General features: G+C 61.3%; 28 protein-coding genes. 8 read left to right on the forward strand and 20 right to left on the reverse strand.

Annotation, left to right across the window (positions count from 1 at the left end; all coding sequences use genetic code 11):
- Positions 1–14: 14 nt before the first annotated feature.
- Positions 15–1,871 (reverse strand): terminase TerL endonuclease subunit, encoded by a 1,857-nt coding sequence (locus IB277_RS31115; RefSeq protein ID WP_192372546.1) that lies wholly within the window; start codon positions 1,869–1,871, stop codon positions 15–17.
- Positions 1,852–2,247: a hypothetical protein gene (locus IB277_RS31120; protein WP_192372548.1), complete on the reverse strand. Its 396-nt coding sequence runs from the start codon at positions 2,245–2,247 to the stop codon at positions 1,852–1,854. The genes IB277_RS31115 and IB277_RS31120 overlap by 20 nt, the downstream gene beginning before the upstream one ends.
- 586 nt (positions 2,248–2,833) lie before the next feature.
- On the opposite strand from IB277_RS31120, the gene IB277_RS31125 reads away from it, so the two are divergent.
- Positions 2,834–3,109, forward strand: coding sequence for a hypothetical protein (locus tag IB277_RS31125; protein WP_192372550.1), 276 nt, complete (start codon positions 2,834–2,836; stop codon positions 3,107–3,109).
- A gap of 82 nt (positions 3,110–3,191) precedes the next feature.
- Here the strand turns inward: IB277_RS31125 and IB277_RS31130 are convergent, their stop codons facing one another.
- Positions 3,192–3,443, reverse strand: coding sequence for a hypothetical protein (locus IB277_RS31130; protein WP_192372552.1), 252 nt, complete (start codon positions 3,441–3,443; stop codon positions 3,192–3,194).
- A gap of 342 nt (positions 3,444–3,785) precedes the next feature.
- On the opposite strand from IB277_RS31130, the gene IB277_RS31135 reads away from it, so the two are divergent.
- A complete protein-coding gene (locus IB277_RS31135) occupies positions 3,786–3,959 on the forward strand; it encodes a hypothetical protein (protein ID WP_192372554.1) in 174 nt (57 codons plus the stop codon).
- A gap of 246 nt (positions 3,960–4,205) precedes the next feature.
- Here IB277_RS31135 and IB277_RS31140 read toward each other — a convergent pair whose 3' ends face one another.
- From IB277_RS31140 to IB277_RS31185, 10 genes are all read right to left on the reverse strand, one after another.
- A complete protein-coding gene (locus tag IB277_RS31140) occupies positions 4,206–5,090 on the reverse strand; it encodes a transcription termination/antitermination NusG family protein (protein WP_192372556.1) in 885 nt (294 codons plus the stop codon).
- Positions 5,087–6,823, reverse strand: coding sequence for a toprim domain-containing protein (locus IB277_RS31145; protein ID WP_192372558.1), 1,737 nt, complete (start codon positions 6,821–6,823; stop codon positions 5,087–5,089). Before IB277_RS31145 ends, IB277_RS31140 begins: the two co-directional genes overlap by 4 nt.
- Positions 6,823–7,581 (reverse strand): DUF1376 domain-containing protein, encoded by a 759-nt coding sequence (locus tag IB277_RS31150; protein WP_192372560.1) that lies wholly within the window; start codon positions 7,579–7,581, stop codon positions 6,823–6,825. Before IB277_RS31150 ends, IB277_RS31145 begins: the two co-directional genes overlap by 1 nt.
- Positions 7,578–7,748, reverse strand: coding sequence for a hypothetical protein (locus IB277_RS31155; RefSeq protein WP_192372562.1), 171 nt, complete (start codon positions 7,746–7,748; stop codon positions 7,578–7,580). Before IB277_RS31155 ends, IB277_RS31150 begins: the two co-directional genes overlap by 4 nt.
- On the reverse strand, positions 7,745–7,984 hold the full coding sequence (locus tag IB277_RS31160) for a hypothetical protein (RefSeq protein ID WP_192372564.1): 240 nt from the start codon (positions 7,982–7,984) through the stop codon (positions 7,745–7,747). Before IB277_RS31160 ends, IB277_RS31155 begins: the two co-directional genes overlap by 4 nt.
- A gap of 11 nt (positions 7,985–7,995) precedes the next feature.
- Positions 7,996–8,274: a hypothetical protein gene (locus tag IB277_RS31165; protein WP_192372566.1), complete on the reverse strand. Its 279-nt coding sequence runs from the start codon at positions 8,272–8,274 to the stop codon at positions 7,996–7,998.
- The gene (locus IB277_RS31170) at positions 8,274–8,480 is read right to left on the reverse strand and encodes a hypothetical protein (RefSeq protein ID WP_192372568.1); all 207 of its coding nucleotides are present in this window, start codon (positions 8,478–8,480) and stop codon (positions 8,274–8,276) included. The genes IB277_RS31165 and IB277_RS31170 overlap by 1 nt, the downstream gene beginning before the upstream one ends.
- Positions 8,477–8,824 carry a hypothetical protein gene (locus IB277_RS31175; RefSeq protein ID WP_192372570.1) on the reverse strand — a complete coding sequence of 116 codons (348 nt, stop codon included), beginning with the start codon at positions 8,822–8,824 and terminating at the stop codon, positions 8,477–8,479. The genes IB277_RS31170 and IB277_RS31175 overlap by 4 nt, the downstream gene beginning before the upstream one ends.
- A complete protein-coding gene (locus IB277_RS31180) occupies positions 8,821–9,138 on the reverse strand; it encodes a hypothetical protein (RefSeq protein WP_192372572.1) in 318 nt (105 codons plus the stop codon). Before IB277_RS31180 ends, IB277_RS31175 begins: the two co-directional genes overlap by 4 nt.
- Positions 9,139–9,218: 80 nt before the next feature.
- Positions 9,219–9,515 (reverse strand): hypothetical protein, encoded by a 297-nt coding sequence (locus tag IB277_RS31185; RefSeq protein ID WP_371813724.1) that lies wholly within the window; start codon positions 9,513–9,515, stop codon positions 9,219–9,221.
- A gap of 18 nt (positions 9,516–9,533) precedes the next feature.
- Here IB277_RS31185 and IB277_RS31190 point away from each other — a divergent pair, with 18 nt between their 5' ends.
- The 3 genes from IB277_RS31190 (at position 9,534) to IB277_RS31200 (ending at position 12,153) form a co-directional block, all read left to right on the forward strand.
- Positions 9,534–10,226 carry an Arc family DNA-binding protein gene (locus tag IB277_RS31190; protein WP_192372574.1) on the forward strand — a complete coding sequence of 231 codons (693 nt, stop codon included), beginning with the start codon at positions 9,534–9,536 and terminating at the stop codon, positions 10,224–10,226.
- Positions 10,223–11,458, forward strand: coding sequence for a site-specific integrase (locus IB277_RS31195; RefSeq protein WP_192372576.1), 1,236 nt, complete (start codon positions 10,223–10,225; stop codon positions 11,456–11,458). Before IB277_RS31190 ends, IB277_RS31195 begins: the two co-directional genes overlap by 4 nt.
- 158 nt (positions 11,459–11,616) lie before the next feature.
- Positions 11,617–12,153 (forward strand): GNAT family N-acetyltransferase, encoded by a 537-nt coding sequence (locus IB277_RS31200; protein ID WP_244546730.1) that lies wholly within the window; start codon positions 11,617–11,619, stop codon positions 12,151–12,153.
- A 7-nt stretch (positions 12,154–12,160) separates the two neighbouring features.
- On the opposite strand, the gene IB277_RS31205 is transcribed toward IB277_RS31200, so the two are convergent.
- A complete protein-coding gene (locus tag IB277_RS31205) occupies positions 12,161–13,063 on the reverse strand; it encodes a LysR family transcriptional regulator (protein ID WP_192372578.1) in 903 nt (300 codons plus the stop codon).
- A 112-nt stretch (positions 13,064–13,175) separates the two neighbouring features.
- Here IB277_RS31205 and IB277_RS31210 point away from each other — a divergent pair, with 112 nt between their 5' ends.
- Positions 13,176–13,898, forward strand: coding sequence for an SDR family NAD(P)-dependent oxidoreductase (locus IB277_RS31210; protein ID WP_089044371.1), 723 nt, complete (start codon positions 13,176–13,178; stop codon positions 13,896–13,898).
- Positions 13,899–13,979: 81 nt separating this feature from the next.
- Here the strand turns inward: IB277_RS31210 and IB277_RS31215 are convergent, their stop codons facing one another.
- A complete protein-coding gene (locus IB277_RS31215; protein WP_110818912.1) occupies positions 13,980–14,183 on the reverse strand; it encodes a hypothetical protein in 204 nt (67 codons plus the stop codon).
- Between IB277_RS31215 and IB277_RS31220 the strand changes: the two genes are divergently transcribed.
- Positions 14,182–14,451 (forward strand): hypothetical protein, encoded by a 270-nt coding sequence (locus IB277_RS31220; RefSeq protein ID WP_090295394.1) that lies wholly within the window; start codon positions 14,182–14,184, stop codon positions 14,449–14,451. The genes IB277_RS31215 and IB277_RS31220 overlap by 2 nt on opposite strands.
- Positions 14,452–14,491: 40 nt before the next feature.
- On the opposite strand, the gene IB277_RS31225 is transcribed toward IB277_RS31220, so the two are convergent.
- The 3 genes from IB277_RS31225 to IB277_RS31235 form a co-directional block, all read right to left on the reverse strand.
- Positions 14,492–14,860: a VOC family protein gene (locus IB277_RS31225; protein ID WP_060582868.1), complete on the reverse strand. Its 369-nt coding sequence runs from the start codon at positions 14,858–14,860 to the stop codon at positions 14,492–14,494.
- Positions 14,861–14,986: 126 nt separating this feature from the next.
- A complete protein-coding gene (locus tag IB277_RS31230) occupies positions 14,987–15,148 on the reverse strand; it encodes a Thivi_2564 family membrane protein (protein WP_089044368.1) in 162 nt (53 codons plus the stop codon).
- Positions 15,149–15,302: 154 nt separating this feature from the next.
- The gene (locus IB277_RS31235) at positions 15,303–16,025 is read right to left on the reverse strand and encodes an META domain-containing protein (RefSeq protein WP_110818911.1); all 723 of its coding nucleotides are present in this window, start codon (positions 16,023–16,025) and stop codon (positions 15,303–15,305) included.
- Positions 16,026–16,233: 208 nt separating this feature from the next.
- On the opposite strand from IB277_RS31235, the gene dxr reads away from it, so the two are divergent.
- A complete protein-coding gene (dxr, locus tag IB277_RS31240) occupies positions 16,234–17,409 on the forward strand; it encodes a 1-deoxy-D-xylulose-5-phosphate reductoisomerase (protein WP_090295472.1) in 1,176 nt (391 codons plus the stop codon).
- Positions 17,410–17,454: 45 nt separating this feature from the next.
- Here dxr and hemA read toward each other — a convergent pair whose 3' ends face one another.
- Both hemA and IB277_RS31250 read right to left on the reverse strand, forming a co-directional pair.
- Positions 17,455–18,669 (reverse strand): 5-aminolevulinate synthase, encoded by a 1,215-nt coding sequence (gene hemA / locus IB277_RS31245; protein ID WP_090295389.1) that lies wholly within the window; start codon positions 18,667–18,669, stop codon positions 17,455–17,457.
- Positions 18,670–18,997: 328 nt separating this feature from the next.
- Positions 18,998–19,795: a xanthine dehydrogenase family protein subunit M gene (locus IB277_RS31250; protein WP_090295386.1), complete on the reverse strand. Its 798-nt coding sequence runs from the start codon at positions 19,793–19,795 to the stop codon at positions 18,998–19,000.
- Positions 19,796–19,806: the final 11 nt, after the last annotated feature.

Raw genomic sequence — 19,806 nt, forward strand, 5'->3', positions numbered from 1 at the left:
GTTTGGATTCCTCGCTACCCGAAGACCAGCATCTGGTATCGTTTTTCGACCTGGCCGCCCTCGTAGGAATGAGCGGCACCGACGGCCATTGCCAGTGCGACAGCGGCGTCGATCTTGTTCGTTGCCTTGGCCTTATCCAGCCAATAGTTGCCCCAGCGGTCCTCGTCTGTGACCGCCGACATCATCGCTGAAATCAGCACCGGGCTGCGCCTGAGACGAATGCGGCCCTCTGCTATCGCGTCTTCCAAGTCCCGCACCGATCCCGGCATCCACAAGCCCTCAGGCTCCCGCTTGCCGGCCTTGGCCGCCTCGATCATCGGCTCTGTGGGCTTGCCCTTCTTTGTGCCGCCCTGCGGGTGCTCAACGAACTCGACAGAGATGCCGAGCTTGTCGCACTCCGGCTCGAACCCTCGCCTGAAGGCGTATCGGTCATAAGCCACGCACTTGACATCGAAGTCGTGCGCATATTCTGCAACCGCCTGCGCGACATGGTCGAAGCGGATGCTCGACCCCTTGGGCGCATGCAGATGCTTGTCCCTCACCCAAACCGAATATGGCTGGCGATCCGTGATTTCGCGCGCAGCCATGGTGTCACGAGGCGTCCAAGCTTCCACCCAGGCGTCAAAGGTCGGCTTCGTGACCTTCTGGACTTTGCCACCCCTGACGGCCTCGACTTCGATTTCGCCAGTGCGGACGCACGCTGCAAGCGCCGTGATGTCCTTGCTCTGCGAAAGGTCCAAACCAAGCCAAATCGGCTTGTCGATGTGTTCCGCGATCTCGAAATCAGCAATGCACGGTTCAAGGGCCGCGCGCGTCATCCAGGCGGTCTCCGCGTCCGTCCATACGCAAAAGTGGAGACGGAGGATGTTGTTCAGCTTCGACGGCATCGACCTGGCCTGCGCCACGACGCCGGCAAGATACTCCTCCGTGATCGTCGTGTTGAGCAACGGGTTTGCCTTCGGCCAGCACGAAGGATCGTTCAACGGATCATCGTCAGGATCGAGGCCGCAGACGTAAGAGAATGTGGCGTCCTCGTTCGATCCAAGCACCTCGCCGAGGTAATGCGCGTCATCGTCCTTCGCGTCGGCGTTGCCGGCCGCGGCCTTCACCGCGTTTTCATGCTCTGCCCAGCACGCCGAATTCCGGTCGCTCCCTGAGTTCGTGATCATCAACAGGAGCGGCTGCCGGCGGAATTTGAAGCCGCGTTCGAGCATCTCGATGATACCGCCATCGGCATGCTCGTGGAGCTCGTCGACCAGCGCCATGTGCGGCCGCGGGCCAGAGCCGGTTTTCTTCGTCTCCCTCGAAACCGGCCGGAAAAATGATCCCTTGGCCAGGTAGGCGAGGTTGTATTCCTTTCCGGGCGAACCGCTTCGTTTCAGCCGCTTGTCGAGATCCGGCGACTTGTCGACCATCTTCACGGCATCGCGAAACAGAATACCAGCCTGCTCCTTGGTCGCTCCGGCCGAATAGATTTCGGCACCGGCTTCACCGTCCGCCATCATGCCGTAGAGACCGATGCCCCCGGCAAGCGGCGATTTGCCGTTGCCCTTGCCTTGCTCGATGTATGCCCGCCTGAAGCGCCGCCACCCGTCGAGCCTCTTCCATCCGAACAGCGACCCGATGATGAAGTCCTGCGCCGGATGCGACCGGAACGGCCGGCCCTCGAATTGCCCCTCCGAGAGCTTCAGCTTTTCCTCGAAGAACCGGATGCCCTTCGCAGCTGCCGCCTCGTCAAAATGCAGATCGTCTCGCTTGAGATCGTCGAGGTGACGGCGGCACGCATTTCGCACGTGCGGACCTGCAACGATCTTTCCTGCGACCACCGCTTCAGCGTAAGCCGTGGCGCGGTCAGTCTTCAAAGAACTCATCCTTGTCGCCGTCTTCCTTCTCGGCGCGGTTCCGTTCGTCCGTCAGGCCGAGCTCGCTCATGTAGGCGCGCATCTGGCCGTGCTTCGAGGCAGGGAACCCAGTCGGGTTGAACCTGAATTCTGACCAGAGCTCACAGAAGGCTATCGCCGCCGGCTCCCGGCTCGCATCCAGCCATGACGCTGGCTCGATGTACTTCTTCCAGGCGTTCAACGCCTCGCCCTTGAGACCCTTCGGCCTAGTGAGCTTCCCGAAGCTCTCAATCGCGGCGTCGGCCGTCTTGCGAAGCTCTTTCTCGCTGCCGTGCCGCGTGACGTTTCTGGTGCCGTCGACCAGGCGAAGCACTGCCGGCTTCGGCTTTGCGCCTCGTGTCGCCATGCTGGTTTCCCTCGGCCCAAATTGGCCATTTCAGAACATCAATCTGCAAATTCGAAAGTTTTTGGTGGGCGCCGGTCCCGGAGGGGAGCCTGCTCCAGTTCAAAAACACCCCCCTGCCATGGTTGAGGGGCCCCGGGCCGGTTCAGACGGGCCATCCATCGACACCGATTGTCACGGCCTTTCGTCCCGTCCGCTCCTCTGACTGCTTAGAGCTGTCATGGTGAAGCTTGCACAGGGATTGGAAGGGGCCGGACCAGAACGCCGTCTCGTTGCCCTTGTGTGGGGTAAGGTGGTCGCAGATCGTAGCCTCTGTGACCTGTCCCTGTGCCTTGCACATCCTGCAGAGGGGTTCGTGCTGTAGCTGTCGGGCTCTGAGCTTCTGCCACCGTGCTGACTTGTACCAGCGCCGGTAGACCTGCGCCTCTGGGCTGCGGTAGTCGGGCCTTGCCATCCGTTGGTAGTCCATCAAGCCTAATCCTCAAAGATGTCGGAGGGTGGTTGTGGGCGCATATGAACACCACTTGCGTTTACACGCGCACTAAGCGAGCCTTCGCCACCGACAGTGCTCGGGTACATGGAGAACGCTATGAAATACTACGTACAGTTTCAGGAATTTAACCCAAAAAACGGAAGGCCGATCGACCACCCGAGCGAGGCTGACTTTGAGGCGACCGACAGCGGCATGATTCCGCAAGTCGGCGACTACGTGAACATCCAAGCACTGAAGGACCCCGCTAATGCGCCCTCGTATTCGGGCCGGGTCCGATCCCGGCTATTCTCGTACATGGGGCCTGGCGCTTGCGGCATTAACATTGTGGTCGAGCCAGATGGCGTGAACTGGGGTGAACTCATTAAGGAATGATGCTCCAACCTCTACCCTCTCCTGAGGGCACAAGTTGAGACATCGGGGAACCGGGCCATAGGTCCGGCTCCCTTGGAACTGGCTACTCTGCCTTGTCGAACGTCAGCCGATAAACGGCGCCGATCTCGAACTGCTCGATGGCGTCCGGGTTGGTGACGGTCATCGAAAGTTCGCCCTGCGGCGTCCACTTCGACCAATCGCCGTTGCCCTCCGGCAAACCCTTGAGATAACCGCCGAACGCAGCGGCGAGCTTAATCTCGACGTTCACGTCACCAGGCTGGTTGGTGGCGCGATGATTGATTTCCTTCACGTAGAACATTGCCTGTACGCTCATGGCGTCTTCTCCTTGTCGTTGGGATGGTTGTGGAGGCTTGCAGACCTCCGTCTCTCGTTTCGCCCCGAGAGCTTACAGCGGGCTTGGGTGCTCCTGGTGCCTCGACGTGCGGTTGGCTTCCCGCTTGTCTTCCTTCCGGCTACGCAGCCTAACCGGCGAACGGCTTCTGGTGGGCGGGCCACGAACCTATTTCGCCGTCGCTGCGACAGCGGCCGGGCTCCCCGGCGTGTTCGTTACGGGCCCTCTTGGGATGCGATTGGTGGCGACAACCATTCAGCGGATAGCTGTCCTGATGTGCAGCCGGGGCATTCCGCACCGGGCACCAGCAGAAAGACACTTCCGATGATCAACATGGTTTCGATCGGCTTCACAATGCGCGGGCACTGGGTCGCGGTGACCGAGGATGGCGCCTCAAGAATTCATGGCCCGCTGACTTCCCACGCCGAGGCAACGACGATCGCCGCGGCCGAATGCAAGCGGCTGGGGCTATCGCCCGCTTACGTCGGGGTTCGATAAAAGTGAAGGCGACCACCCTGCGCATCGACTGCGGGCGTTGGGTGGTCGCGCTTGCCCAGTCGGGGTCTATCTGCATTTTCCAGCAGCACTACCTGGCACAGGAATCGAAAAGCCGCCCGGAGGCGGCCTGAATTTTGGATGCAACTCTCCTATGCGTTGGCGAGATAGCCAACTGAGCGGGACCGGCAGAAGCAGAGCGCAAGGCTGTGGATCGCGAACGGGCATCCCAAAGGAGATGCGAAATATCTATACTGCTTCGCGATATGCATCAAGATGCTCATCGGTTTCCAGCCCGTCGAGCAGCTGGATAATCCCAAGAACGCGCTCCTTCAGCTTGTTATCCAGGCTGCCGATGCAGGCGTCCGCGTGGTACCGGAGCGAAACTGTGCGACTGCGGCCGCGCGGGAGAATGCGCCCCAACTCGGTATTCAGCTTCATGCGCCGCGAATGACGGGCCGTTTCCAGCGCGGTCGCTCGCTTGAACTTATACGCCTGGTGTTGATCGAAGCCCCAGATCATGAGCGTCTGGATGTCCTTTTCCAGAAACTCGATCGGGCCACCGTCACGGCCTCGGGAAACGATGCTGCTGACGCCGTCGACGTCCCTTACCGGGTCGAAGCCGGTGCCGGGATCGTGTCGGATGAAGGCATAGCCCACGAGCAACGGGAGGCGGCGCTCGACGAGCTTTCGGCTCCGGTGCTTCCGTAGCTCCTTCCAGAACGCCGGCATGAACACATCGATGTTCTCCTCGCGGAGATTGCGCTCGACAATGCTTTCGCCGCGGCGGTGTTCCGCCAGGCCCTCGATCGCCCTGGCCATGCGCTGGAAGCCGGGGGCGACGCGGACCGCATACCAGCGATGGCTGGCATCGTCCTTGTCACCGATCAGGATGGACCGATGATAGGAATGCGAGACCGGGTTCTTGCCGAAGTGGATGACCTCGCGAGCGGGTGCGATGTCGAACAGGCCGGGCACGCATTGCAGCGCGGTCGAGCGCGCAGCGTCCCATGTCTCGAAGATTTCGTCGCCCCAAGCCTTCTTGCCGCCCTTGCCGTTCGAAACTGCAATGATGAAGCCGTGGCGGACACCTCGTCCCAAGTGGTCGACGTCGGTGAATTCGAAATGTCTCATACGGTTTCCTTTCCGAGAGGCTGATAGCTGTCGGGGATTTCTTCGAAGCGCCGATCGGCGCCGACAAACTGGAATTTTACGGAGCCGACCATCCCGCACATGGGCTGGCGGCGAATCTTCTTGGCGATGACGAACGTCGCCTCGCGGGCATAGTCGCGGTAGACGACGAGGCCGGCGTCGGCTTTGTTGCGCCAGTGCGCACTGCCGGCGAGGTCGTAAAGGTTCGGCACCGGGTCTTTGCCGTCTTCCGTGGCCTTGAGCTTCGTAGGGTGGATCACCATCCAGACCGTGCAATCGTGCAGCTTGCCGAAGCGCTTGCACTTCGAGATGAGCTGCGACACGAACTCGGTCTCGGTCTGCTTGTCAGGCCGGGAAGCCTCGATCTCGTTGTAGGGGTCGAAGACGATGTTCCGGACGCCGTGCCGAATGACGGCGGCGCGCGCCCGCTCAAGAAGCCAGTCGATCGAGGGCGTGTGCTCGATCGTGCCGAGCAGAAACACGCGCTCCTGGAGCCAGTGCATTGCGTTCGAGAGGTCCTGAGGTGACATCCGCAATGACGGCCCGTCGTAGAACGGATTTCCCGCCCAAATCTCGCAGAGGTCCGCGATCTGGTTCGCCTGCCCGGTCTCTGGTGAGAAGATGGCCCATTTCTCGTCCCTGAGCCTCGCCGTCTGCACGATCACCTGAGACAACCAACGCGACTTGCCGTGGTTTGGCACGCCAGTGAGCGCGATGAATTGGCCCGGGATGTAGCGGAACGCTTTGTCCATCTCCGGCCAGCCCGTCGACACCGGTTGCGGGCCACGGCCATGGTAGAGATCCATGACCTCGGCGCTGAAGTCGTCGATGCCATAGAGGCCGTCGATAGGCCACGGCGTGGCTCGATCGACGCAACGGCGAAGCTCTTCCTCGCCATGAGCGACGAGGCACTCGTTCGCGTCTTTGCTGCCGGCTGGCATCTTGACGCGGTAGCATCGATCCCGCCCAACGCGACGCGCGATTTCCTGCGCAAGTGCCTCCCCGGCCTCGTCCATGTCAGACGCGATCAGAACGCGGGAAACTTTGGTGATCAGGTCCCAATGCGTACCGAAGGGCTCATAGCGTTTGTCGCTCGTCTCCGGTCCCGACGGCGCACCGTTCGGCAGCGAGACGACATGAGGGAAACCGGCCTGGGCGAAGGACATGACGTCGATCTCACCTTCGCAGATGATCAACTCCTCGCCGGCACCGATACTGTCGGCGTTGAAGAACACCGGCTCCGGGTCCTTCTCCTGCCTGAAGTGCTTGTTCGCCGTGCGGTACTTGACGTTGCGAAGTTCGCCGTCCCACTCGTACGGGAAAGCGATGCAGTCCTCCTCCTGCTGGGTCTGGGGGAACCATGCGCGCGTCTTGTGCACGCCGAAGGCTTGCACTGTCTCCTGAGTGAGGCCGCGCTTGTTGAACCATGCGAGCATCGTGTCGGGCTGCTCTTTCCGAGTCGGCCTGACGGGCTTGCGATAGACCCGCCGCTCGATTGCAGGGCGGAAGCCTTCGCCGCCCGCACCGCCAGAAAACTGGCAGTGATGGCATTTCCAAACCGCCCGCTCGTCCTGATCGATCGTAACCGAGAGGCAGGGATCGTTTTTCTTCCGGCGTGCGCTCGAGCAATTCGGGCAGGTCGTCTTGTGGCTGCCGACGCGATAGTCGCGCAAGCGGATGCCGTGCTCGGCGAGTGCTGATCTGACGTCTGCCATCAGCGCCCTCCAAACAAGAAATCATTGGTGAGGTCGCCGTTCTTGTCGCGATGCGCGGTGGCCGCTGTCCCCTTCCTGCCGAAGCCGGTCGCGGCATTGATCACCCAGTTTCGCCACGTCGCGAGCCAGTCGGCTTTCACGCCTCGCTGGCCAGACTGCTGAAGCCAATGGTTTTTGAACTTCTCGGCCTCAAGGTCGATGCGCCCGTTGGCTAGCCCCTTTTTGGCCGCATAGGCTCGCCACTCGTCCGGCAAAGACCATTCAGGCGGCAGCCTGGTCCCACGCTTTTTCGAAGAACCGGAAGGTTCTTCTTTTTCTTTTAGGTTGGTGGTTGGTGGTTGGTGGTTGGTGGTTAGTTTTTCTGTAGAAAAACCGCCCGCTTCGGCGGTGTGTTGATTTCGTTCGATTTTACGGCTTGGTCTCCCACCGTTTGCACCATTTTCGGACGCAGTTTGAATGCGGTTTAGGGATTTTTCGACTTCACTTTGAGCACGTTTCTGGGACAGTTTGCCGTCACTTTGACGCACAATCTTGCCCTTCTCGACGAGCCCATCCACCAGCTTTCGGACGTCAGCCGGCCGGATCTGGCAGAGAGCGGCAAGCCGCCTGTCGTTCTGCTCGATCGCGCCGCCCTCTGACATGATCAGTGCGCAAATCATCCAATAGATGCCCTGTTCATCGGCGCGAAGGACACCGCCAACACCCGCGATGTATTCGTCGGGGAAGAAATCGACGCGCCTCGCCTTCGGTTTGCTCATTTGCGTTTCCTGGCCGCGCGCGACCAGCGCCAATAGAGCGCGGTAGCGGCGGCGATGTTTGTGGGAGTGCAGGATCTGCGAAGCTCGCCGAGCGCATCGACGAAGTCATCCCACAGATCGGAGATGCGGTTCGGTTCGTCGGCGTGGCTCGGCTCTGGCTTCGTCATGGCGCGACGTCTTCCGGAGCGCAGAACAGTTTCATGAACTGCTGGAAGGCTATGGCAGCCGCTCTGCCGTGTTCGAACTTCAATGTCCGATTAGCAAGCGTCAGGGCGGCCACGTAGGCGTTCCAGAGCGCCAGCTCCCGCTCGGTGCGAGCATCGAACGGGATGGGCGCCGGTTTGCCCCCGCGCGCGTCACGCGCAGGCGCATGTGCGCGAGGGAAATGGACAATCTTCGTCACATGATCCCCTTTCACAGCACATGCTCGAAGCAGAACCCGAAGAAGGGCGCCTGTTCAGCCAAGCCGCCGAGGTCGGCTATGCCGATCTCCGCCGGGTCATCTTCCCGCTCGTCGTCGCCCTCACGGTCATCCATGCAGCGCTCGTCGAAGCCGGCGAGCTCCGGTTCGAGGTTCTCGTCGCCATCGACCATGTCGAGTAGCTCGATCAACCGCTCGATCTCGTTCTCGATGGCTTCACGCGTGATGGCACTCAGGCGGGCGCGACGCGTCGGAAAATTGATGATGTTCATCACGCCACCTCCGGCTTCGGAGTGAGCGGCCCGCGGTGGTGACGGCGGGCGACTATGGCGACTTCATCCTCGTGATCGATCTGGATACGCCAGCTTCCGCCATGGGCGCGTTCCATTGCTCGGGCCAGAAGTTCGGCCGCAGCGCTGCACTCAGCGATAGCGGCGCTGGCGGCGACGGTTGCTTGAAGGAGATGAACGCTCGTCATGACAGCGCCTCCAGATAGCCGAGCGCCGCCTTGACCATCCGGTCGGCGCCTTCGCAACCATAAAGGCCGTCATCGTCGCCGAGGGCAGCCCTAAGCGCCTCGATAGCGCCTTCTCTGGTCCTGGCCGGTTCATTCCAATTGTCCAGGATCTCTTGCCAAGGCTCGTATGTCTCGACCTTTCCGAAATCGCTGTCGGGGAGCTCACCAAATGCGATGAGGCCGGCACGATAAGCCCGGATGGCCGCCACTAGCGGTTCTTCGGTACCAACTTCAGCGGTGGAGACGGCGGTGTGACTGGTGACGGCCAGGACGATGCCGCCTTTGAGTACCGTGCGCCGGTTCATGACCGCACCTCCCCACAGAAGGCGGTCATGTAATTCGTGGCGAGCGCATCGGCCCGATTGCTCACGTTCGCGACGGCAAAGCAGAGCCGATCGCGAAAATCTTCGGAAATGCGGAAGACGACATACTTCCCTTCTCGCGCCTCCGGTTGGCTGAAAAAGTCGAGGACGATGTCGCTGGTGATGGCGCTCATGTTCATGAGGTCGAGCACCTCTGTTTCGAGTTCCATGAAGGCGTCGAGACGATGGTCGTTCGGGCAGGCAGCCTTGGGGGCTTTCGCTGCCTGCTGCGACGTGGTAGCGTTAAAGCTGTTCATTTCCTTATCCTTCTGCGGATTGGTGGAACCACGGCTCGGAGAGGTTGCCGCCTCTGCCGGGCCATTTGCTTTCTTAGGGGTCACGCCGCGTCCTCCATGAAGAACGCAATGAGCTTGCTACGCTCGATCACCCAACGATTCCCGATCTGTTTAGCTGGGAGCTTCCCAGTCGAAAGCATGTGATGCGTCTGCCGGACAGTCCGCCCGATCGCCTTTGCGATTCCGTCGAGCCCCCAAATGAGATCGAGAGAGGCTGCGACTTCGTCGTTCTGATTTTCCATTTGCTGGTAATCTCCTGTTAATGAAATCACGGTAATGTAAATTACGGTGATTTCATTGCGCGTCAAGCGAAAAGAAATTACGGTGATATTGTTCACAGGGGAAAGTAAGCCTGCATGGCCGCCACGAGAGTTGGACGAGGGTCCGATCAATTTCCGCTACGTCTGCCTGACGGGTTGCGCGAAAGGATCAAAAGACATGCCGATCACAACGGCCGCTCGATGAATTCCGAAATCGTGCAGCTGATCGAGAGCGGACTTTTCGAGGCCGACATGGCATTGATGGAACAAGGGCTCGAGCCCTTGAGGGACGTCATTACCGACACGGATCGGAAACTCATCGCCTATGGCAAGGAGCTCGTCGAGCGGATCGAGGCTGACAAGAGATCGGCAGCGTCCGGCACCAATCCTCTGGAATACGTTCCGTTCTTTGACGATGATGAGGCTGCGCGGGCGTTTGGCGAGAGCGTCGAAAAACAGCAGAACCCACAGTCCACGATCATCGAAGAACGCATCAACGCACTCAAAGCGCAGACTGAGTACCTGGAAAAGCTGAAGGCAGAGCTGCTCCAACTCTCTAAGGACCGCGATGAGATCAAGACCGAGGCCGAAGACCTAGTGAAGCATCAAGGCGAGGCCATCGAGATGCTAGTTGAGAGCCAGCGCGCCACGGCCGCCGTATTGAAGGATCTTGCCAATAGGCCAGATCCGAAGATGACGGGCACTCCCCTTACGCCTGACCTTTTTGACAAGCTCTTCAATCAATTGGCTCGTCTTGAGCAGAAGATCGACGAGGGATCGAAAAAATGAGCGTCCGCAAGCGCACATGGACCACCCCCAAGGGCGTCGAGAAATCCGCTTGGGTCGTCGACTATGCCGACAATGGCGGCAAGCGCAGACTGAAGACCTTCACCAAAAAGAAGGATGCTGACGCCTTCGCAGCGACGGCCACCGTTCAGGTTAGAGAAGGCACACACGTCGCCGACAGCGCGAGCGTCACCATTGAAGCTGCGGGGAAACTGTGGCTTGCCAGCGCGAAGGCTGCCGGACTGGAGCGCGCCACACTCGAAGACTACGAACGCCACGTGCGCTTACACATCAACCCCCGTCTGGGCGCAGTAAAGCTGCCAGCGTTGACGATCGCGAAGGTCAGAGTGTTTGAGGATGATCTGCGGGAAGCTGATCGCTCGCCTGCGATGATCAAGAAGGTGCTTGTCAGCCTCGGTACAATGATCGCCGATGCGCAGGAGCGTGGCCTGGTTGCGCGCAATGTTGTCCGGGACATCAAGGGGCGCCGCGGCGCCGGCGAGAAACGACAGGAGAAGCGTCAGAAGGGACGCCTCAAGATCGGGGTGGACATCCCAACCAGAGACGAGGTGAAGGCGCTGGTGGCGCATCTCGCCGGGCGCTGGCGGCCATTGATCCTTACGGCGACTTTCTGCGGCTTGCGAGCCTCCGAGCTTCGGGGCTTGCGCTGGCAGGATGTCGACCTGGAGAAGCGCGAAATTCGGGTCCATCAGAGAGCCGACCGCTTCAACGACATCGGCAGACCCAAATCTATTTCGGGCGAACGCGCCTTGCCGGCGCCGCCGATGGTTATAAACGCGCTTCGGGAGTGGAAACTCGCCTGCCCTAAGAAGGATACGGGCAAGGTCGACGAGGCCGGCGAGAAGATCATGGTTCTGGATCTCGTCTTCCCGAACGGGACCGGCAAGGTCGAGCAGCTGAACAACATCCTTCGCCGCGGCCTCCATCCATTTTGGCTGAAAGCCGGCGTGTCAGTTGATAGCGGAGAGGTCGACGAGGATGGGAAGCCTATCCTCGATCCGAAGTACACCGGGATGCACGCGCTGCGCCATTTTTACGCCTCCTGGTGCATCAACCGGCGGACGGACGGCGGCCTAGAACTGCCTGCCAAGGTGGTCCAGGAGCGGTTGGGGCACAGCTCAATCATGATGACCATGGACGTCTATGGCCACCTCTTCCCGAGGGGTGATGACGGCGCCGAATTGGCGGAGGCCGAAAAAGCCTTTCTGGCGTGAATGCAACACGGATGCGACATGCGGCGTGAAAGTGCTGGAACACAAGGATTAATACCAGATTCCTAATCTGGGGGTCCCGCGTTCGAATCGCGGCGGGATCACCATTCTCCAAGCCCCCCCTTAATCGAATTGGACGCGGCGCACGCCGTGCTGACGCCGTGGATGACAGCAAAGCAACCCCCTCCGGAGAAAACACGGTTCATCTGCTCGTGACCTATATGGAAATGCTCGAACGTCCGGCGGGCGACGCGTTTCCGGCACCGATCGCGCAAGCGGTCGTCGCGTCCGAACGTCCGGATGCCGCTGCGTTTCTTTCGCTCTATCGCGCCGTCGGCGAACCGTTGCGCTGGGATCAGCGGCTGCGCATGCCGACGGCCGATCTCGACGACTTTCTCAGAAGCGCCTCCACGATCCTCTACATCGTCCGGCTGGATGGCCGCGCAGTCGGGCTCTGTGAATTCGACCGCGCCGATACCGGGGATGTCGAGCTCACCCATTTCGGCCTGATCCCGGATGTTTACGGCCAAAGGCTGGGGCCATTTCTGCTCGATAGCGCGCTGCGCGCCGTCTGGGACCGAGGTGCAAACCGGATCTGGCTACATACGGACGAATGGGATCACCCGAAGGCGCAGGCTACCTATCGCCGCGCCGGCTTCAGCGCCTTTGCGCAGAAGCTCGAGGAGATCGTGCCCTAACGCACGCTCACCGAAGCGGCTGCCACGCCGGGCCGCCCCAGGCTTTGAGTTCCTGCAGAAACACCTGCAGCCGCGATGGCAGGAAGCGCCGCGTCGGATAGACCGCATGCACAAAGACATCCGGCGCGGACCATCCCGGAAGCACGCGCAGAAGCTTACCGCTCGCAAGCAGGCTGTCACAGAAGATCGGCGGGAGCCGGCCGATGCCGTGGCCGCGCTCGGTCATGGCACTCGCCGACTGGATATCGTGGACCGACACCGCCCCGGTCACACGCAGGCTGGCCGCTTCGCCACCCTTGACCAGATGCCATTCGGCCTCGTTGCCCCGGGCATTGACCAGGACACAGCGGTGGCCACTCAGGTCTTCGGGTCGCGATGGGGTGCCATGTTTGTCGAGATAGCCGGGTGCGGCCACCAGGAAATGGGTGCTTCGACCCAAACGCTGCGCGACAAGCGACGAATCGCGCAAGTCTCCGAACCGCACTGCGACGTCGATGTTTTCGGCAACGAGGTCCATGGACATGTTGGTGACGAGCAGATCGACCTCGATCTCGGGATACGTCTTCAGAAATGCGGACAGGAAATCAAAGAAGGGCGGCTGCCCGAGGGTCATGGGAACGGTGACCCGCAGCAACCCCTCCGGTCTTCTCTGTGCCTCGCTCAGCACCCGCTCCGCGTCGCGAAGCTGCTTCAGCGGTTCGCCGCATTCCGCATAATAGGCGCGCCCCTGCGCCGTGAGACTGAGCTTGCGCGTCGTGCGCTGGATGAGCGTGACGCCCAGTTGCTCCTCGAGCGCCGTGACCTTGCGGCTGACGGTGGAGACCGGCATGCCGAGCGAACGTGCCGCCCGGCTGAAACTCTCGAATTGGGCAACGGCCGCAAAGACCGCGATATCATTCAGATCGACCATGGGAAGATTTTTGCATCGTTGGAAAAGTAATTCCAGATATTTCCGCCTAATCGCACAATCTGGCAGCAGCCATATTGATCTCACCGAAACCGTCCATCCACGGAGAGATCAGATGACAAACAAAGTCGCCATCATCACCGGTGCATCCCAGGGCATCGGCGCGGGCCTCACAAACGCTTTTCTGGCAGAGGGCTACAGCGTCGTCGCAACCTCGCGCAATGTCAGCCAATCGCGCGAAATCACCGAATCGGACCGACTGGCCCGGGTCGACGGCGATATCGCCGATCCGGAGACGGCGAAACGCGTGGTCGAAACCGCGATCGCCCGGTTCGGCTCGATCGACGCGCTCGTCAACAATGCCGGCATCTTCTTCACCAAGCCCTTCGTCGACTACACCGCCGAAGACTACCGGCAGCTGAGCGCCACCAACATCGAGGGATTCCTCCACACGACCCAGCTTGTGATCAAGCAGATGCTTTCGCAGAAAAGAGGCGGCAGCATCGTCAGCATCACGACACCCCTTGCCGACCGACCGATTGCAGGCATGAACGCTTCGGTCGCCATGCTGACCAAGGGCGGCATCAACGCGATCTCGAAGAACATCGCCATGGAATACGCAAGGGACGGAATCCGCGTCAACGTCGTGGCCCCCGGTGTCGTCGACACGCCGCTCCACAAGGACAACCCGCGGGATTTCCTGAACACGCTCTCGCCGATGCACAGCATTTCCAGCGTGGCCGAGATCGCGGATGCCGTCCTGTTCCTGACCAGGGCGCCGCGCATAACCGGGGAGGTGCTGAACGTGGACGGCGGCGCGCATCTGGGCAAATGGTAGAGTGGGAGCGCCCGTTGCTGGCGCAGGGCGGCGCAGGGGAAAAGAAACGCGCTGACGTCATGCGCCTGTCACGAACGACAGCTAAACAACACTCACATCTTCCTGATGACCACGGATGAACTGGCATCGACGGAAGGTGATGAGGAAGGTCGGGTTTGCCCCGGCCTTTTTTTGTTGGGCCGGTCCCGTTCCTTCGATCACGATCGCAAGGTTGCCGCGCTGGGCGGCTGGCTTGACAGGAGATGCAGTCTGCCTGACGGTGCGCGCATGACGGGAGGACACCATGGGTAAGCTTCTGCAAATCATCGCCATCGTCATCATCCTGGCCGCTCTGGCCGCCGCGATCGCGCTGCTCGCTGCCGATCCGGCAACGGCGCAGCTTCGGGCGCTCGTCATACTGCCTTGGGCCTTGAGCGCGATCCTGAGCGGCATACTTCTCGCGGCTTTCGGCTCGATGCTGCGGCAGCTCAGCGCGATCCGCGCCGCGACCGAGCGTCAGGCCGCCCTGTTCCAGGCCATCCTTGACCGCAGAGCGCCGACGGCCGCGCAATAAGCGTTGCTATCCGCGTTCGGTCCACCAAAACCTGATGATTTCAATCATCGGGCCGGCACACGCGCAGCCGATGTCCATCCGGGTCCAGCGCGACGAAGGTGCGGCCGAAGACCGCCGTCTTCAGCTCCTGCTCGATCGTGATCCCTTTGCTGCGCCATTCCGCATAAAGGCGCTCGACCTCGGCATCGTCCTTGACCATGAAGGCGACTTCAGAGCGGTGACCGCTTCCCGACGAAACGAAATCCCGTGCACCGGTGGACCAGAGACTGAACGTCAGCCCGTTTTCGAGTTGGAAGGCGACATAGGTCGGGAAGGATGCAACGGGTTCGCGTCCAAGCAGGCCGGTATAGAAGGCAGCGCTTCCGGTTGGGTCTTCGACATAGAGCAGGATAAGGTTCGGTGACAGCATCGTCGGGTCTCCTTTTCGATGCCCGGACCCTAGGCACTGCCGCTGTCAGATCCTGTCAGCATCAACCGGACAGTCAAAGGCCGCCGGGCCTTGCGATCCGGCGGCCTTTGGCTGGAAGCCGACACATCAGAAGACGGCGAGATATTTCAACAGAGAGATGATGCCGATGATGATGACGATGATCTGGACGATCTGCTTGGCGCGCGCGTCGAGCGGCAGACGCTGGACGAGATAGAGCACCAGCACGATGACGAGGAAGGTAATCAGAATTCCGATAAGCAGCCCCATGGAACACTCCCATTTTCACACAACAGCGCCGCGATGGCGTCGGGATTGTAACTAGGACGCGAAGGAAAAAGTTCCAATCGAGGCGACAACTTATGCCACTGGTTCACCCAGGCGCAGGCCGCGCCTGGTGTTTCCGCTCAGGCGAGAAGCCGGCTCAGGATGCCGGCTTGCAGGCGGTTCCCCGATCCTCGTCGCCTTTGGTGGCATCATACAGCGTTGCTTCCTCGCCCTTCGTCCACCAGACATATTGCCCGCCGGCATATTTGGCTCCGGACGCAGCTATCACGTTTGAGGCGACGACGAATGTGCCGTCGATGGTGAAGGTCACCAGCGAAACCGGGCCGGCATTGATGTATTCCGCCTCGATCGCCTTGCCGCCGCAGTCGTAGCGGACCGATTGCCGGTCCACCGCATCGGCGCCGGGAACGCGGATCGTCACGTCGGCGCCTTCAGACGCTGCCGTCATAGACGCCAGTTTCAGGGCGATGCCGCCGCCGGCCTTGCCAAGCACGAGCTTCGATCCTTCCACCGACCAGGAAAGCTCGTTGCTGAGCGCCTTGAGGAACTTCTGCTCCTGGTTCATCACCGCGGGCACGCACATCTTGCGTGTCGATGCCGCCGGGCCGAAGGTGATCTTCGAGCCGGAGAGACTGAAAGTACCGGTGAAATGGTTGCAGCCGGCCATGCCGCCATAGGTCCCGTCCTCGCGGATCTCCAGGGTCGACTGGAGATTGTCGATGACCCCACCCCCACCGATATCTTCGGCAAGCCAGGTGGCGACGAGCTGCGGCGGCACGTTTTCTGCCGCAACCGGCTGCATCGATGCCATTTCGATCGCGACGCAGGCGCAGGAAACGGCGGTTATGATTTTCAGCATCGCGAACTCCTCCGGACCCCGACTCAAGGCACCCAATTCTTAGCCTGCGGACGAGACGGAATGAAGACCGCGCCCTTGTTGCCGGCGGATTTCGCCTGTAGAGCCTAGCAAACAACATAAAAACTCGGATCGATCTCGTGAAGATCATGCGCCCGCGGCGAAGGCTCAGCCGGGCATCCCGTCCGAAAAGAAGAACATGGGTATTGGCATGGCATCCCACGACAGTGCGAAGCGCCGACTGACGATCCTCGGCTCGACCGGTTCGATCGGCACCAACACGCTCGACGTTATCGAGCGCCTTGGCGGCCGTGAGCGCTTCGACGTCGTCGCCGTCACCGGCAACGGCAACATTCCCCTGCTCGCCGAGCAGGCCGTGAAAGTTGGCGCCGAACTCGCCGTCACCGCCAACGATAGCCAGTACGAAAACCTGAAGGCCGCGCTCGCCGGCACCGGCATTCAGGTTGCCGCCGGCAAGAGCGGCCTGATCGAGGCGGCCGAGCGCAGCGCGGACTGGGTGATGGCGGCGATCGTCGGCAATGCCGGCCTGGCGCCGACGCTTGCCGCCGCCCGCCGCGGCGCCGACATCGCGCTTGCCAACAAGGAGTGCCTGGTTTCCGCCGGCAGTCTGTTCATCGACGCGGTGAAGAAAGGCGGCGGTCGGCTGCTTCCGGTCGACAGCGAACACAATGCCATCTTCCAGGTTCTGGAAGAACACCAGCGCCATGCGGTCGAGCGCATCATCCTGACCGCTTCCGGCGGCCCGTTCCGCACCAAGTCGCTGGAAGAAATGCGTCACGTGACGGCGGACGTGGCGCGCGCCCATCCGAACTGGTCGATGGGGCTGAAAATCTCGATCGACAGCGCCTCTATGTTCAACAAGGCGTTGGAGATGATCGAGGCAAAGCACCTCTTCGCGCTCGAACCCGCGCAGGTCGAGGTGATCGTGCATCCGCAGTCGGTGATCCACTCGATGGTCGGCTATACCGACGGATCGGTGCTCGCCCAGCTCGGCTGCCCGGACATGCGCACCGCCATCGGCTATGCGCTCTCCTATCCGAGCCGCTGCAGCCTGCCGATCGAGCGGCTCGATTTCGCCAAGCTGTCCCGCCTCGATTTCGAGGCTCCGGACGAAGTGCGCTTCCCGGCCATCCGCCTGGCGCGACGCGCCATGGTCGAAGGCGGGGTGCAGGGTGCGGTCCTCAACGGCGCCAAGGAAACCGCGCTCGACGCGTTCATCGCCGGCCGCACCGGCTTTCTCGCCATGGCAGAGATCGTCGAAAAGGTCATGGACAAGCTCGCCGACCTGCCGGCGGCAGCAACGATGGACGACGTCTTTGCCGCCGACGAAAAAGCCCGGCACTTGGCGGCCGGGCTGCTTCGGTAATTCAGAGCTTTCTGACCGGCGCGCATGGCGCCGGCAAGATTGGCCTTACGCGACAGCGCGGGCCAGCGCACAGCGCGACCACAGCGAATGCAGCGCGCCGACGAGATGGTCGATATCGGCATCCGAATGGAGCGGCGTCGGGGTGATGCGCAGGCGCTCGGTCTTCTTCGGCACCGTCGGATAGTTGATCGGCTGCACGTAGACGCCGAAATTATCGAGCAGGAGATCCGAGATCCACTTGCACTTGGCAGCGTCGCCAACCATGACCGGCACGATATGGCTCGGGTTCGGCATGTGCGGAATGCCGCGCTGGTCGAGCAGCGAGCGCAGGCGACGCACACGTTCCTGGTGCGCGAAACGTTCGACCTGGCTTTCCTTCAGGTGGCGGATCGAGGCGAGCGCGCCGGCGGCAAGCGTCGGCGGCAGCGCCGTCGTGAAGATGAAGCCGGAGGCAAACGAGCGGATGAAGTCGCAGAGTGCGGCGGAGCCGGTGATGTAGCCGCCCATGACGCCGAAAGCCTTGCCGAGCGTGCCTTCGATCACCGTCAGGCGGTGCATCAGGCCTTCGCGCTCGGCAATGCCGCCACCGCGCGGGCCGTACATGCCGACCGCATGCACTTCGTCGAGATAGGTCATGGCGCCGTACTTGTCGGCGAGGTCGCAGAATTCCTTGATCGGCGCGATGTCGCCATCCATCGAATAGACGGACTCGAAAGCGATGAGCTTCGGCGCACGCGGATCGGCGGCAGCGAGCTTGGCCTCGAGGTCAGCGACCGAATTATGCTTGAAGATGACGCGTTCGCACTTGGAGTGACGGATCCCCTCGATCATCGAAGCGTGATTCCCGGCGTCCGAGAAGACGATAACACCGGGAATCTTGGAACAGAGCGTTCCGAGCGCGGCCCAGTTGGACACGTAGCCCGAAGTAAAGAGCAGTGCCGATTCCTTGCCATGCAGGTCCGCGAGCTCGCGCTCAAGCAGGACGTGGTAGTGGTTGGTACCGGAAATGTTGCGGGTGCCGCCGGCGCCGGCGCCGCATTCGTCGATGGCGCGCTTCATCGCCTCGGTGACGACAGAATGCTGGCCCATGCCGAGATAGTCGTTCGAACACCAGACGGTGACTTCCTGAACGCCTTCAGCCGTATGGCGCACGGCCTTCGGGAATTGGCCGCGATGACGGGCGAGGTCTGCGAAAACCCGGTAGCGGCCTTCCTGATGCAGCCCGTCCAGCTCGTTCTTAAAGAAATTCTCGAAATCCATCATTTTCTCCAGTGCCCGGCCGCTTTTCTTCAATCAAAGCGACCTGGGGTCAACCTCGGAATGCCCAGCATCTGCCAACTGCGGCAAAAGGCCCTTGACGCGCTGCCTTCCCAGCGAGTGCATCCGAGATGATCTAGCATTTTTGAGCCTGAGCATCTTCGCTGCTTTCACTGAAACCGTTTCAACGGGAACAGCCCTAGTTTTGAAACATTCCAAAGAAAGCCTTAGTGCATGTTCATCACGTCAAGCTTGATCGAAGTCAAGCAAGGATGAAAAAAGGACGGCCGAAGCCGTCCTTTTTCAATGTTGGTGTGACGGCGAAGGCTGGTCATGCCGCCGCAACGGCGCGTTTGGCCATGACCTTCACCAGATTGGCGCGATAGGCCGCATCCGCGTGAATGTCGGAGAGCAGCTCCGAGGCATCGACGCTAATATTGCCGAGCGCATCCGGCGTCCAGTTGGCAGCAAGGGCTGCCTCCATCTCCGCCTGACGGAAAACGCCATTTGCGCCCGCACCCGTGACCGCGACCCGGATCTCGCCATTGTCGCGCTTGGCGACGAAGACACCGGTCATCGCGTAGCGCGAGGCCGGGTTGGCGAATTTCTGGTAGGCGGCCTTTGCCGGGGCGTCGAAGCTGACCGCGACGACGATCTCGCTGTCTTCCAGCGCCGTTTCGAACAGACCGGTGAAGAAATCGTCGGCCGCGATCTCCCGCCGGTTGGTCACGATCGTCGCGCCGAGCCCGAGCATCGCTGCCGGATAATCCGCCGCCGGATCGTTGTTGGCGATGGAGCCGCCGATCGTGCCCATGTGTCGCACATGCGGATCGCCGATATGGCTGGCAAGGCTGCAGATCGCCGGACACACAGCTTTGAGCGCCGCCGACGAGGCGACCTCATAATGTGTCGTGGCCGCGCCGATCCGCACGGATCGGCCGTTGACTGAGATGCCCTGCATGTCGGCGATGTGCCGAAGGTCGATCAGATCGCTCGGCGACGCCAGCCGCTGCTTCATCGTCGGAATGAGGGTCATGCCACCGGAGACGTACTTGCCTTCGCCGGCCGCATCCATTCGGCTGACGGCGTCCTGAACCGAGGACGCCCGGTGATATTGGGTCTCGTACATGAGGTGTCCTC

Source organism: Ensifer sp. ENS07, from assembly GCF_014852185.1.
In the GTDB taxonomy this organism is placed as follows: domain Bacteria; phylum Pseudomonadota; class Alphaproteobacteria; order Rhizobiales; family Rhizobiaceae; genus Ensifer; species Ensifer adhaerens.